This is a genomic window from Brevibacillus invocatus (assembly GCF_003710915.1).
GTDB classification, from domain to species: domain Bacteria; phylum Bacillota; class Bacilli; order Brevibacillales; family Brevibacillaceae; genus Brevibacillus; species Brevibacillus invocatus.
Genome location: NZ_RHHR01000035.1, coordinates 66,808 through 80,424, shown reverse-complemented (window position 1 = coordinate 80,424; position 13,617 = coordinate 66,808). Strand labels below are relative to the sequence as shown.

The 13,617-nt window shown below is 49.0% G+C and carries 14 protein-coding genes; all 14 read right to left on the bottom strand.

The annotated features are described in order from the left end of the window. Positions 1-97 precede the first annotated feature (97 nt). Entirely contained in the window at positions 98-298 is a 201-nt protein-coding gene (locus tag EDM52_RS18030; protein ID WP_122910340.1) for a cold-shock protein, read from the bottom strand. Between the two features lie 235 nt (positions 299-533). Beyond that, positions 534-1,664 carry an FtsW/RodA/SpoVE family cell cycle protein gene (locus EDM52_RS18025; protein WP_122910339.1) on the bottom strand — a complete coding sequence of 377 codons (1,131 nt, stop codon included), beginning with the start codon at positions 1,662-1,664 and terminating at the stop codon, positions 534-536. 118 nt (positions 1,665-1,782) lie between these two features. After that, a complete protein-coding gene (gene minD, locus EDM52_RS18020; protein WP_122910347.1) occupies positions 1,783-2,577 on the bottom strand; it encodes a septum site-determining protein MinD in 795 nt (264 codons plus the stop codon). A 26-nt stretch (positions 2,578-2,603) separates the two neighbouring features. Beyond that, positions 2,604-3,299 carry a septum site-determining protein MinC gene (gene minC, locus EDM52_RS18015; protein ID WP_122910338.1) on the bottom strand — a complete coding sequence of 232 codons (696 nt, stop codon included), beginning with the start codon at positions 3,297-3,299 and terminating at the stop codon, positions 2,604-2,606. 147 nt (positions 3,300-3,446) lie between these two features. Next, positions 3,447-5,879, bottom strand: a complete 2,433-nt coding sequence (locus EDM52_RS18010; RefSeq protein ID WP_122910337.1) for a peptidoglycan D,D-transpeptidase FtsI family protein — start codon at positions 5,877-5,879, stop codon at positions 3,447-3,449. Between the two features lie 37 nt (positions 5,880-5,916). Then, positions 5,917-6,444: a rod shape-determining protein MreD gene (mreD, locus tag EDM52_RS18005; protein ID WP_122910336.1), complete on the bottom strand. Its 528-nt coding sequence runs from the start codon at positions 6,442-6,444 to the stop codon at positions 5,917-5,919. Then, complete coding sequence (mreC, locus tag EDM52_RS18000) at positions 6,444-7,439, bottom strand: rod shape-determining protein MreC (protein ID WP_122910335.1); 996 nt, start codon at positions 7,437-7,439, stop codon at positions 6,444-6,446. The genes mreD and mreC overlap by 1 nt, the downstream gene beginning before the upstream one ends. A 14-nt stretch (positions 7,440-7,453) precedes the next feature. After that, positions 7,454-8,497: a rod shape-determining protein gene (locus tag EDM52_RS17995; RefSeq protein ID WP_122910334.1), complete on the bottom strand. Its 1,044-nt coding sequence runs from the start codon at positions 8,495-8,497 to the stop codon at positions 7,454-7,456. A gap of 111 nt (positions 8,498-8,608) precedes the next feature. Continuing rightward, a complete protein-coding gene (gene radC / locus EDM52_RS17990) occupies positions 8,609-9,307 on the bottom strand; it encodes a RadC family protein (RefSeq protein ID WP_122910333.1) in 699 nt (232 codons plus the stop codon). Between the two features lie 101 nt (positions 9,308-9,408). After that, a complete protein-coding gene (locus EDM52_RS17985) occupies positions 9,409-9,993 on the bottom strand; it encodes a Maf family protein (protein ID WP_122910332.1) in 585 nt (194 codons plus the stop codon). Positions 9,994-10,003: 10 nt separating this feature from the next. Next, entirely contained in the window at positions 10,004-10,243 is a 240-nt protein-coding gene (locus tag EDM52_RS17980) for a DUF4321 domain-containing protein (RefSeq protein ID WP_122910331.1), read from the bottom strand. A 153-nt stretch (positions 10,244-10,396) separates the two neighbouring features. Further along, complete coding sequence (locus EDM52_RS17975; RefSeq protein WP_122910330.1) at positions 10,397-11,671, bottom strand: hypothetical protein; 1,275 nt, start codon at positions 11,669-11,671, stop codon at positions 10,397-10,399. A gap of 71 nt (positions 11,672-11,742) precedes the next feature. Further along, positions 11,743-12,219: a prepilin peptidase gene (locus EDM52_RS17970; protein WP_122910329.1), complete on the bottom strand. Its 477-nt coding sequence runs from the start codon at positions 12,217-12,219 to the stop codon at positions 11,743-11,745. 117 nt (positions 12,220-12,336) lie between these two features. Then, entirely contained in the window at positions 12,337-13,332 is a 996-nt protein-coding gene (locus EDM52_RS17965) for a ketoacyl-ACP synthase III (RefSeq protein ID WP_122910328.1), read from the bottom strand. Between the last annotated feature and the right edge of the window lie 285 nt (positions 13,333-13,617).

Below are 13,617 nucleotides of genomic sequence, written 5' to 3'. Positions count from 1 at the left end.
ATAGAGGGGCTTGCGCCCCTCAAAATTATATACTTTCCTATATAGCAAAAAAGACAGTCTCCCCATAGAGAGACTGTCCTTGGATTTACAAAAATTTTTACAGTTTAGATACGTTAGCAGCTTGAGGTCCACGGCTTCCTTGAACGATCTCGAACTCTACCTTTTGGCCTTCGTCCAGAGATTTGAAACCTTCTGTCTGGATCGCGCTGTAGTGTACGAATACGTCGTCTCCTCCATCAACTTGGATGAAACCGTATCCTTTTTCTGCGTTAAACCATTTTACGATACCTTGTTGCATGAAACAAAACCTCCCTAAACATTGCGCCCCGTAAGGCGAAGAAGTGTAGCGTTAACCTGTTTTTACTTCAGGAGTCTATTGCGGTAAGGCAAAAAAGTCATGCATCGTTGAGATTTGACATGGTGACGTCACTCAACAAGGCACGACTCCATAACCAATCCATCAAATCACTGCATCTTGTAAAAATGGTTAACTTAGGTTGAGTTTATCACAACGTTATCCTTTTGTCACGCATTTAGTCAAAGCGCAACTTGTCCTTGCGCATACCGATATTCAAGACCACGCCGATGATCAAAAAGTTGGTAATCAACGAGCTTCCGCCATAGCTGATGAAGGGTAGCGGAATCCCTGTAATCGGCATCAGCTGAATGGTCATGCCGATGTTCTCGAAGACCTGGAAGGTCAGCATGCCGACGACTCCAGCTACGACATAGGCACCAAACGGGTCCTTTGCTTCCATCGCGATTCGAACCATGCGATAAATCAGGAAGAAGAACAGGATCATCAAAAGGCCTGCGCCGATAAAGCCCAGCTTTTCAGCGATCACCGTAAAAATGAAGTCGCTCTCCCCCACTGGCACCCAACCAAAGCTCGCTTGAGTAGGCGTATCGATTCCTTTTCCCACCAGCTGACCAGAGCCAATAGCAATTAACGACTGCTTCAATTGGAAGCCTCGACCCATCGCTTCCAGATCGGGATTCAGCCAGAAAACGATACGATCCCATTGATACGGCTTGATGATCTTGAAGAAGATGTCCTGCTTGTACTCGTAGAGAAACACCATTCCAGCAGCCAAGCTTCCGACCAAGCCACCCACGTAAGTCACGTGCAGCAGGCGAATTCCACCGACGATCAGCATCGTAGCCAGCATGCCTGTGTACACCAATGCTGTCCCCAGGTCTGGCTGGATGAGAATCAAAAGCAGCGGTACCATCACCAGCAAGGCGACAGGAATCAGCTTGTAAAAATAGTGAAAGCGATAAGGGTCTTCTGCCCGTTTTGCCATATACCTGGCGACCGCCAAAATGGTAAACAGCTTCATGGGCTCAGAGGGCTGGAACAGAACTGGTCCGAGATTGTACCAGCTATGCGTATTATTGATCGCTGCTGTCTGCAACACACCAATCAGCAGGATCAGCCCGAATCCGTACAAGACAAAGGCAAAATTGTAGAACAGCCTGTAATCAAAAAGGAGGCTGCCTCCCAATACGATAAACCCGATCACGTACCACAAGACCTGTTGCTGTGCCTTATCGACCCCTGCGGCAGATCCGGAAATGCCCAAATAACTAAAGACACCCAGTGCAGCCAAAATGATCAGAATGGTCCAATCGAGGGTTTTTAAATGTCGTTTTTCCAGGTCCATCTTTTTCCTCCTAGAAAACGTGGCTTCCGCTTTTCTGCGAAGCCCTAATGAAATGGTCTGTGAAGAAGGAAAGAACAGGATGGCTCCTGTTCTTTTGCCTGCTTCTTTAAACCTTATCCTATTTCAAGCCAAAGAATTTACGCATTTTTTTAAAGACGCCCGCTTTTTCTTCCAGCGGTTGCAGCGGCACTGCCTCGCCCAAAAGCCTGCGAGCAATGTTGCGGTATGCAATCGAAGCACGGGATTCGTGATTCATCACTACAGGTTCCCCTGAATTGGCCGATTTGATCACGTGATCATCATCTGGCACAACACCAATTAAGTCAATGGCTAGCAAATCCAGAATATCTTCTACATCCAACATATCGCCATTTTTAACCATGTGGGAACGAACCCGATTGATCACCAGCTTCGGCATACCTACCTTTTCGCGCTCCAGCAGGCCAATAATACGGTCTGCGTCGCGTACTGCCGCTTTCTCCGGTGTCGTGACGACAATCGCCTGGTCTGCACCTGCCACAGCATTGCGGAAGCCTTGTTCGATCCCTGCCGGACAGTCGATGATCACATAATCAAATTCGCGCTTCAGCTGTGTGACGATTTCTTCCATCTGCTCCGGCATGACTGCTGTTTTGTCCTTGGTCTGTGCAGCTGGCAGTAGGGATAGATTTTCAAAACGCTTATCCTTGATCAGTGCTTGCTGCAGACGGCATGCTCCTTCTATAACATCGACCAAATCGTAGATGATCCGGTTTTCCAATCCCATCACGACGTCGAGATTGCGAAGCCCGATATCTGTGTCGACCATACATACTTTTTGCCCCTGCAAGGCAAGCGCTGTTCCCAAATTAGCGGAAGTGGTTGTCTTTCCCACGCCGCCTTTACCTGAAGTTACGACAATTCCGATCCCCACATCCGATCCCCCTATTCCTTCGACCCTCATGCTTTTTTCTCTCCCAGCTCAGGGCGTATCCGTGGCAAATAGTTCATTTTTGCGACGAGCATCGTCTCGTTTTCCAGATAGGCAAATTCTGTCCCGCCTGAATTCTTGGTCCACTCTTCTCCTGGTTTACTGACCACTTCACCGATGCGCAGCTGTGTCGGATTCATGACGGCTGCTGCGATAATCGCTTCCGTATCTCCAGAAAACCCGGCATGTGCATAACCACGCAGATGGCCAAGCACATAAATGCTTCCCGTACTGCGAATCGTCCCTCCCGGATTGACATCTCCCAAGAGGAGAATATCGCCCTCCATTTCGAGGACTTGTCCAGAACGAATGGTATGCACTTGCACGTGAAACGAAGACTTGAGTCGCTCAGCAAATGCTTCTTCTCTGGTGATCACATCGGCTTCCACCAAATGGATCACCAGATTACCTTTTTGCCGGATAATTTTTGTCAATTCCTCTTGTTGTTCGTGAGTGCAGTATCGTTTGCCCAGCTTGATCGATACTCGAATCAACGGACCTGACAAGATTTGTTGGTGGCTATGCTCTATTTTTTCACGCAAATCGGTCAGCAGTTCTTCAAAGGAACAGGAATCATCCATGAAAAAGACGAGACCGTCTTTTGTCCCTTTGATCGTGACCTTGCTTTTCACAGTCGTCACCTGTTTCACCTCGACCGATACCATTCGCCACCAGACAAGTACTTTCCTGCTCTACATGAAAAATTTGCCGAATGAAAGCAGAACATGGGTTAGTCTCAATCGAGCTCTCATTAAAAATGTGCGAGCACGATTGAGAGGGTATTCATTTCCGGATCGTTACCATTACTAATGTCATTGCCCTTGAGCCGGAGTTTTTGGGGGTACAGACGTGAGAACACCTGGATTCAACTCGTTATACGCTTCAAGCAGTCGTCTGGATACAGGTCCTGTTGCAGCTGAGCTGGAGGTTCCATCCTTCAAGCTGTTTGGCGCAATGACGACAAAAACCAACTGTGGATTTTCGTAAGGGGCAAATCCGACGAGCAATGCGTTCTCTGCTTTGCGTCCGGTTTGTGCGGTACCTGTTTTGGCAGCAACAGCGAAAGGCAGGTTGCTCAGATCTCGAACTGCTGTACCACCTGGCTGCGTTACCATGCGCATGCCTTCTTTAATGACCTGAATGTACTTCGGATCGATCGTAACGCGATTTAACACTTCCGGTTCGATAATACTCAAGGTTTGGCCTGGTTCCTGAGGATCTGTGGTTCCACGGCGAATCTCCTTCACCAAATGCGGACGGACCCGATAGCCGCCATTGGCAATCGTAGACACGTACTGCGCGATTTGCATCGGCGTGAACAAGTCGTATTGACCGATCATCGCATCCGCCAGGTTACCGTAGTTCAGATATGGGTTTTCCCAGCCTTTGTTTTCACCAGGCAAGTCAATTCCTGTCTTGACACCCAAACCGAACTGGGCGTTGTAATAATCCAGAATACGGAACTGGTTCTGCCATGGACTGGATTTTTTCAACAGGCGATCAGCCATGATATACATGTACGTATTGTTGGAAACCTGGAGGGCACGACGCGCATTCACGGGTCCATGTCCTCCTGGTCGCCAGTTGCGCTTATAGGCATTACCTACAGAATATCCGCCAGAATCATAAATAGTTTCTGTAGGAGTTGTTAACCCTTCTTCAAGCGCAATCATTACCGAGAGCGGTTTATAGGTAGAAGCGGGTGGGTAAGGAGTATAAATAAAGCGATTCGCCTCGTTGGGTAAAATCAGTGAACTGTAATTTTCATTGAACTTTTTACGATCATAATATAGATTTAGATCGTAATCTGGATAGCTCGCCATAGCCAAGATCTCACCAGTATTAGGATTCATGACAAGCACATGAGTCTCCTTAAATTCATCTGGCGTCGCTGGTAGCTTTTTGTATGCCTCAACTTCTTCCTTTAAAATGGCCTCAACTTTACTTTGAAAACGCCAATCTAATGCTAGCACAAGGTCATTACCCGGTTGGGCCGGTTGACGCATCGTCTTCTCTACAGACTCGGAGTTCTTGTTGACATGGACTTCCATGATGCCGTCCTTGCCGCGCAAATACCGCTCGTAGTAACTCTCCAATCCGGTAACACCGACGCGGTCGATCGCGTTGTACCCTTGCGCCAGGTATTCTTTGAGGCTATCCGGGCGAATAGCATTGATGTACCCGAGAATATGGGTCGCAAAAGGCGTTCCGTCGGGGTCTTGCATGATTTGTCGTACTGGCTCCAGCTCCACGCTGATCCCTGGCAGCTCTGTACGTCTTTCTTCAATTTGAAACATTTCCTCTGAGGAAATGTTTGTTTTCACCCGTCTCGGAATATAGCTAGCCAACTGCGGGGAACGCATCTCCTGCAGAAGTGAAAGCTTGTGCCATTGATGCAGTCGCTGTTCCTCTGTCAGTGGAAGCACAACGTCCAGCTCAAACATATACGCGTAACGCAAAAGATCCATGTCGGACTTCGTGGAAAGCTGATCAGGCGTAGGCAATTGCCGAAGCTGTGCCTTTACCTCTTTAACCAAATCATCGCGGTCTTCTTTATCCAAAGACAGCTTCATATCCACATTCGCTTTTACAGCTTGCTTGAACATTTCCCAGTCAGAAATGCTATTTAGATCCAGTGTGTTTCCATTGGTTTTAAAGATCGCGCTGAGCTTCTTTTCCACCTCAGCCCGTTGCTTTTCCTGAAAAGGCGAACGAACCCGCAAACCTGCAAACATCGCTGTTTTGACCAGTTCGAGGTCTGTCATGGCATCGACTTCATCCACCTGTGGCAATCGCTGCAGCATCGGAGTGATTTTCGCTTTCAGCTCATTCGTTTCTTCTCTGTTGAAACCGACAGGCAGCGTCGAGCGAAGCTCAATCGTTTTTTTCAGCAGTTCTTGATCCGTTCCAATTTTGCTATCATCGGGAATCAATATTTTGGCCAGACGATCCGCGACTTTTTCTTCATCAATATCCTGCCCTTGCTCCTCTACATACTGAACGGTATATACCGGTTTGTTGGAGACGAGCACGACCCCGTTTTTATCCAGAATCCGTCCCCTTGGCGCCGGAATCGGCAGTTCGCGAATGCTAAACTTTTCCAATTCGTGTCTATACTGCTCGCCTTCCACCAGCTGAACATAGGCGAGTCGCAAAATAATTGCGGCAAAAAAGAGGAACACGATGACGAACAAGATATTGAGTCGGATTGGAATGGTCGATTTTTGTTTTTTTTCCTCTTCCATCCATCTTGCCCCCCTCTTATTTCCATCTCACACCTGACTATTCCATCGCAGACATTTCTCGCTTGGACTCAATCGTCTTGCATAAGCGTTGGATCGGTATATACATGACTAAAGATAACAGACTATTGAGAATGACTGTCGGCAGGATCTGACTATTCAAGATCCACTGAACATCGTGCGGAGCCAAAGCAAACACGCGATACATACTGTACAAAAGCCATTCATGTCCGAACAGAATCAGGATACTGGTAATAAGCACCATACCAAACCCCCGTTGAAACAAGAGGACGATCAGACCTGAAAAATAGCTGGCCAGCATCATCGAAAAGGTGTAGATCCCGATTACCTGCCCGTACAGGATGTCTTGCAAAAGGCCGAATACCAGTCCGTAGTACAGACCTTCCCTTCTGCCTAAAAACATAGAGATCAGGATCGTGCAAACCAGCGCAAAGCGGGGTACTGTCATCCAGGACAGTCCCCCTGTTGATGGTGAAATCACCTGCACGACCGTACCCTCCAGGACGAACAGCAGCAACACCGTCATGGTCAGCAGAAAGCGCGCCATTACTGGCCACCTCCGACTGCGGTCGATGCCGGGGGCTGTGCGCCGGAAGCAGGTGTCGTTGGAGTTGTATTCGATGCGTTGTTCGTGGCTGGCTGGTTGGATGACTGTTGTGGGATGACTTCACCATTGGGCGAGATAGTGAAGTTGCGCTCAACGACCATCACTTCGTTCAATTGTGAAAAGTCGGCACTCGGCTGTACATAGGCTGTCTGGGTAAGACCGTAATCATCCGGCTCTACTTTAACAATGTAGCCAATCGGGAGGTTACGGGGAATGACCCCTCCCAGACCGGACGTAACCACTTGCTGCTTTTCTTCAATTTTCAGTCCCCAAGGAATTTTCCGCATGATGAGCAGACGCTCTTGTGGATCGTATTCTTCTACGACCCCGCTCACATCGCGATACGTCGCAACACCGTTCACCATTTGCTGAGTCTGGATAATTGCCGAGATGTGGTTCCGTCGTTCATAGCTGGTTAACAGCTCGACGGTGGAAGAAAAGTTGGCAACGCTTTGCACACGACCGATCATCCCTTTGGCAGTAATGACAGCCATGTCTTTTTTAATGCCATGTTTAAGCCCTTTATCAATGGTCGTCACATTGTTCCAGGTATCCGGATTACGGGCAACCACCTCTGCGAAACGGAGCTGATACAGCTTCAAGCTCTCTGTCGCATGCAATGCTTCGCGCAATCGCTCGTTTTCTGCTTTCACATCATGCAGCTCGGCGGTCAATCGAGCGTATTGATCCAAGCTGGCCTTCAGCGCCTTGTTTTCCTCATACACGCTATAGGCGTCTTCCACTTCCTGAAAAAAGCCGGAAACAGCCTGGGCAGGGCGATAAAAAATACCCTGCACCACGCTGAATGCATCCTTGAAAAACATTTCCGGCCAGGTCAGCCTATCCCGTTCACGCGAGGTAAAGCCCACTACCGAGATTAGCAGGACCAAGCCTACAAGTACTATAATGAGTCGCTTGTTCCCGAAAAACGACATGCCCAGACCTCCGTTTATTTACCCCGTTTTTGTCGGGAAGAGGTGATTCCGTGCTTCGAAGTGAACAAGTGCATATTTTCCAACGCTCGTCCAGTTCCGATCGCCACACAGTCAAGGGCATTTTCTGCAATGTGAACGGGCATTCCTGTCTCCGTACTCAACAACCGATCCATGTTTCGCAGAAGGGCCCCACCACCTGTCAGAACAATCCCTCTATCCATAATGTCCGCAGCTAGCTCGGGCGGACTCTTCTCCAACGTTACTTTCACCGCTTCCACAATAGCTGCCACTGTCTCAGCAAGAGCTTCAGCAATTTCCGAGCTGCTCACACTCAAGGTTTTCGGGAGCCCGGTCACCAGATCTCGCCCGCGAATTTCAACGGTTTCTACCTCATCAGGTGCGATGGCAGAACCAATCTCCAGCTTGAGCGTCTCTGCTGTACGTTCCCCGATCATCAGATTGTAGCGGCGTTTGATGTACTGGATGATCGCTTCATCCATCTCATCCCCAGCTACACGAATCGAACGGGACGTCACGATTCCCCCCAAAGAAATAATGGCAACCTCCGTCGTTCCTCCACCGATATCCACAACCATACTTCCTGTCGGTTCCCAGACAGGCAAATCAGCGCCGATCGCTGCTGCGAATGGCTCTTCAATCGTGTACGCTTCCCGGGCGCCTGCCTGTTTGGTCGCGTCCTCAACGGCGCGCTTCTCCACAGCAGTAATACCAGACGGTACACACACCATTACATTGGGACGGCGGCTGAACATCCCTTGATTTTTTTGTGCTTGATTAATGAAGTAACGCATCATGGTAGCAGTCGTGTCAAAGTCGGCGATCACGCCATCCTTCATGGGACGAACCGCTACAATATTTCCAGGTGTGCGGCCGATCATGTTCTTGGCCGCATTTCCCACCGCTTCAATCGAATTGTTATTCGTACGAATTGCTACAACAGAAGGTTCACGCACTACAATACCTTTACCTTTTACAAAAACAAGTGTATTGGCAGTGCCCAGGTCAATCCCTAAGTCACGAGTAAATCCACCAAACATACGAAAACTCCTTCCAGTATTAGACAGTTGCGAGCTTTTTTCCGTGAAAGCAGCTTTCCTTGTATCACGAAAATGGATGTGACAATGGCGGTCGAGTCGGACCGACTTGCTTTACATGTACCCTTGCTCTTTCAAGCTGATGTATTTGCCATCCCCTATAATGACATGATCCAAGAGTGATATCCCAACTAGCTCACCAGCTTCACATAAGGTACGTGTGATCGCTATATCTTCTCTGCTCGGTGTCGGGTCACCACTTGGATGATTATGTAAGCAAATGACGGATGCGCTGCTGCGCCGAATTGCTTCTTTAAAAACCTCACGAGGATGCACAATCGAGGAGTCCAGACTTCCAACAAATATCGTCTGTTTGCCAATCACATGGTTTTTGGTATTGAGAAATAGGCAGACAAAATGCTCCTGTGTCAAATGAGCCAACTCAGGAATCATGAGATCAGCCACATCACGAGGCAAGCGAATCGTCGTACGCGCCTGTCTGGGAGCGTTCCTTAACCTACGCCCTAGTTCAAACGCTGCATGCAATTCGATTGCTTTGACCTGGCCAATTCCTTTTAGTTCCGTCAACTCCGAATGGGCAGCCTGAGCCAATCCATGCAGGTCGCCAAACGTCGACAGCAAGCGTGAAGCAAGCTGATAAGCTGATTCCTGCTCCCTACCAGTCCGCAGTAAAATGGCGAGAAGCTCTGTATCCGACAGATGGATTGCTCCTTCGCGAAGTAGTCTCTCCCGGGGACGATCATAGTAAGGGACGTTTTTTGGCACGATTTTGTTACAGGTATTTGTTGACATTTCGCATCGCCTCCAACCAGTTCACCTAATCCTTGAAACGGCTACAGTGGGAGACGATCATGAAGGATTAGCCGTCGCTGCTTGAAATCAAGCAAAGCAACTTACAAAACCTTAATACCAAAGCGCGCAAGCATAGCAGCGGTCAAACACAGCGGAAGACCAACGACAGTGAAATAATCGCCATCGATTCCTTCTACCAGGGTGGATCCAATTCCCTGTATCGCATACGATCCGGCCTTGTCCATCGGCTCTCGTGTAGCGATATAGGCATGGATTTCTTCCGAGGTAAGGGGGCGAATTCTGACTTGAGTCCGACTATACGAAACCTCAGACATTCCTGTCGCAGCGTCAATCAGTGCAACCCCGCTGTACACAGTATGTTCACACCCTTGCAAAGCATACAGCATTCGATAGGCATCGGTTTCGTCCACTGGCTTGCCCAATATGTCTTCATTCAGGACGACAATCGTATCAGAGCCAAGCACGATTCCCTCATTCAACCGGCACGCCACTTCTTTTGCTTTTCGCAAAGCAAGCTCTTCGACGACCTCCTGTGGGGATAAGCCAGGGCTAGTGGTTTCATCGACATCACTAGTCTGGATGGTGAAAGTTAATCCTAGCGTCTGCAGCAATTCCTTGCGACGCGGCGAAGACGAGGCAAGGATCAAAGTTTTATCTGTATGCATCCGTATCAACCTACTTCATTCGTCGATGTATCCAAAAGGCGAGGGCGAGCCCTCCGATACTGGCTAGATTTAGTTTTAGCTGAAAGTTCAAATCGTACTTCAAAATTTCCAAATCTGCGGAAGGTGACCACGTAATTTCTTTGCTCGTGGTCAAGAACGGAATCCAAGGTTTCAGGATTTCGCCCACTATACTTCCAAATAAAAGTCCACAAATCAACAGAAAAACGAGTGTGAGCGTCTCTTTCCCCATGATTCCACTCCCTAGATTGCTAAGGGATTCACGTTAACCATCAATAAGTGTAGCAAATGGGAGGGGGTGAAACAATCCCTAATGCTCTTGGAAGTAACTGTATAGAAAGAAAAGACTTCCCGCAAGAAAACTTGTGAGAAGTCCTGATTGCTTTTATATGGATTTACCTTTATCAAGCTGCTGAAGCCACTTGGTGTAGCTCTCCAAATAGGTAAGAATTCCGCCCTGCACTTGCCAAGCATACGATTCAGCACTTTCTGTCTTTTTGCCTCCTGATGCCTCTGCCATTTTGTCACGTGCCGCTACTGCCTGATTCAGCCCGTTGACCATTTCCTGAAAATACGGCTGCCATTCAGCAGGCAGTGTGTTCACTTTTCCAGCCTCCAGGAACTTCCGATGCTTTTCTTTCAATGTCGCCGTATCTGCAGGGGCGATGGCAGGCTGGGCGCTAGTGATGACCAGACCTGACTGGGCCGACAAAGCTTCGGTAAGCTCTCTTCCAGCTGTGAAAAACAGGTCCAGATTTGGCTGGGTTGTTGTCGGTTCTGCTGACTGCTCGATCTTCACTTCCCCCTGGTACGCCGGGAAGCTAAACTCTTTCACAAACACTTCGAGACCTTTTGTTTTCAGGTTGCTGGCAAAGCCCAGTACTGCCTCTCGGGATGTGGTTGCTGCGGCAAACATGTACTGTTTGGTGGAATCGTTGTAAAGCAGATGCGGAAGCCCGAGCTTGGTCAGGGATTGGGTCGCGGCTTCCTCAGGAGCATCCAATTGAAAGACGCCTACCTGTGCCACATGCATCTTCACCTCTGGCAACTGTAAGGACAGGCTCATTGCAGCTCCTGTTGAAGCAGTCGGCTGAGCGGCGCTTCCCTGATCACCCGGCAGTACTGGCCCCGTTGGAGTGGTCTGCTTGTTGCTCGGTGACTCGGGTTGTGCAGTCAGCGTCTCCACCGTATCGGACAAAACAGTGCGATAAGAAGTCGAAAACTGTTCCTGCGAGAAAATCGTCAGGACCATGATTCCAAATACGAGACCGATTGCAATGGCTCCCCCTGTTGTAAGCAGGGTTCGGAGAAAGGCCCCTTTGGGAAGAAAGGATTGAAAGCGATTCGAAGACCATTCATGGGAATCTTCCTCTATATATTCCCTGCGATAATCGTGTTCAGGAGCCGTATAGGATTCATGCTGTCGCTCAGGTTCCGCAGCAGCCGCAGAACGAATTTGCATCATCCGATCCCAGGCATCATCACGTTTGCTCATCTTCTCTATTTCCGACAACGGAAGGGAAGGCCCCTGAATCTGTCTCTTGGGTGATGGATTATGGTTTGCACGAGGCAGCTCTTCTTTCTCCCGTGCAGTGCCTTGCCAGTTTTGGCCGTTTACTTTTACTCTGAGGTTATTTCCTTTCGTTCCGCTCACCGTCATGCCCTCCCAGCTACAGGCTCTTTGTACCAGCATACGAGATCACGGGACGAGTTATGACTGATTTGTTTGGGCTATTCCCAGAAAGCAGAGACAAACCAGGACAGCAGCCCCACACTCAGAAAAGGAGCATACGGAAGGGAGTGTGTCCGGCTTGCTTGATCGAAAAGAAGCAGGAGACTGGCACCTAACAATGCCGTCATACTGGCGATAGTCAGTACGAGGAAGAATGGACCGACTCCCAGTGCGTAAGCTGCGCATGCAAGCAGTTTGACATCCCCCATCCCGATCGATGCTGGCCAAACCAACGCTATCCCTCCAAAAAAGACCAGGACAACAGCAACAAAAGGAATAGCAGACAACCATGACCACTCTCCCCCGCATAACAAACGCAATGCCAGCATGAGCATAAAACCAATCAGCAAGGCCAGGTTGGGAATACGTCTTTCCTTAAAATCCGTCCAAGAAACAGAAAAGCACAGCCCCAGCAGGATGAGCTGGATGATTCGCTCAACCGTGAAGGGCTCTATTGGAAGAGCAAATGAGAGCATAGGCAAACTCCTTTTATTGTGATTCCGCCTTGCTCATCTTCACATATTGGATTTGGACAAAAAAAACTGTCTAGCAATCACTAACTTGCCTAGACAGTCTATTTCTCGCGTCCTGCGTTATGGATTCCAAGTCAGGAGCATACCCGCATGGACCAAACCGCCGCCGAAGCCGTAGAGAAGGAGTGTGTCTCCCTGTTTGATTTTTCCCTGCATGATCCCCCGCTCCCATGCCAGTGGGATCGTTGCTGCTGATGTATTGCCATAGTACTCCATGCTGTATAGGGTCTTCTCGATGGGAAAACCGCTCTTCTCACAGATCGATTCGATCATGCGCAGGTTGGCGCTGTGGGGAATGAACCAGTCTACCTGTTCCAGCGTCATCTGAGCTTGGTTCATCACTTCCCGCATGCCAGCAGGCACAGTCGTGACGGCCCAACGATAAACCTCCCTACCGTTCTGAACCATACACCCATTGCCTTGTAGCGTTTGGCCGTGCATTTGACTGGACAGTCCAGCGCGGTACAGATGAATTCCTCCTTCTCCTTTTGCACCAACATGGGTCGCAAGAATGCTCGGATTGGCTTCATCACTCTCCACTAGTACAGCACCTGCACCATCCCCGAAAAGAACACAGGTCGTCCGGTCGGTATAATCAGTCACGCGGGATAATGTCTCTGCGGCTACAACCAGCACTTTGCGATGCAAGCCTGTGCTGACCAATCCGTTGGCGACGTGAATGCCATAGGTAAAGCCCGCACATGTAGCCGAAAGATCAAGCGCCCCCGCTCCTGACATGCCAAAGTGTGCTTGAATCTGGCTGGCCACGCTCGGAAATGGATAGTCAGCTGTAGAAGTGGCGACCAGCACCATATCCACGTCTGAAAGAGACTTCCTGTAGTTTTTCGCCAGATTGGCTACTGCTTCTATCGCTAAGTGACTCGTAAATTGATCCTTCTCTACGATTCTCCTTTCGTGTATTCCAGTTCTCTGAAGAATCCACTCATCCGAGGTGTCCACCATTTTTTCCAGGTCATGATTACTGAGAACACGTTCGGGCACATACGTACCAATAGCCGTGATACGCGCTTTTGAGCCCTGGGCAGCTACTGTCATTGCGCTTCACTCCTTCGATCATTTTTACTTCATCTCCTTTGATTATAGCACTAGATATTAGCACCTGGTACTAATTTTTAATAAAAATTGTAGCCCGCATGAAGCGAAGCCACATAGACATTCCTTTTTCGGATAGATTGGGTTCTTCGAATCATCAAGGACTCGCTAAAGTCTGGGAAAACTCAAAGCGATGCCCGTCCGGATCATGAAAGACTGCAAGCTTTACAAACTCGGGTATTGTCTCAATCTCTCCGTGAATGAAACACCGCGTGATTTTAATTCAGC

Coding starts and splice junctions, on each gene's coding strand:
- EDM52_RS18030 (WP_122910340.1), bottom strand. CDS start 298: ATGCAACAAGGTATCGTAAAATGGTTTAACGCAGAAAAAGGATACGGT.
- EDM52_RS18025 (WP_122910339.1), bottom strand. CDS start 1,664: ATGGACCTGGAAAAACGACATTTAAAAACCCTCGATTGGACCATTCTG.
- minC (WP_122910338.1), bottom strand. CDS start 3,299: ATGGTATCGGTCGAGGTGAAACAGGTGACGACTGTGAAAAGCAAGGTC.
- EDM52_RS18010 (WP_122910337.1), bottom strand. CDS start 5,879: ATGGAAGAGGAAAAAAAACAAAAATCGACCATTCCAATCCGACTCAAT.
- mreD (WP_122910336.1), bottom strand. CDS start 6,444: ATGGCGCGCTTTCTGCTGACCATGACGGTGTTGCTGCTGTTCGTCCTG.
- mreC (WP_122910335.1), bottom strand. CDS start 7,439: ATGTCGTTTTTCGGGAACAAGCGACTCATTATAGTACTTGTAGGCTTG.
- EDM52_RS17995 (WP_122910334.1), bottom strand. CDS start 8,497: ATGTTTGGTGGATTTACTCGTGACTTAGGGATTGACCTGGGCACTGCC.
- radC (WP_122910333.1), bottom strand. CDS start 9,307: ATGTCAACAAATACCTGTAACAAAATCGTGCCAAAAAACGTCCCTTAC.
- EDM52_RS17985 (WP_122910332.1), bottom strand. CDS start 9,993: ATGCATACAGATAAAACTTTGATCCTTGCCTCGTCTTCGCCGCGTCGC.
- EDM52_RS17980 (WP_122910331.1), bottom strand. CDS start 10,243: ATGGGGAAAGAGACGCTCACACTCGTTTTTCTGTTGATTTGTGGACTT.
- EDM52_RS17975 (WP_122910330.1), bottom strand. CDS start 11,671: ATGACGGTGAGCGGAACGAAAGGAAATAACCTCAGAGTAAAAGTAAAC.
- EDM52_RS17970 (WP_122910329.1), bottom strand. CDS start 12,219: ATGCTCTCATTTGCTCTTCCAATAGAGCCCTTCACGGTTGAGCGAATC.
- EDM52_RS17965 (WP_122910328.1), bottom strand. CDS start 13,332: ATGACAGTAGCTGCCCAGGGCTCAAAAGCGCGTATCACGGCTATTGGT.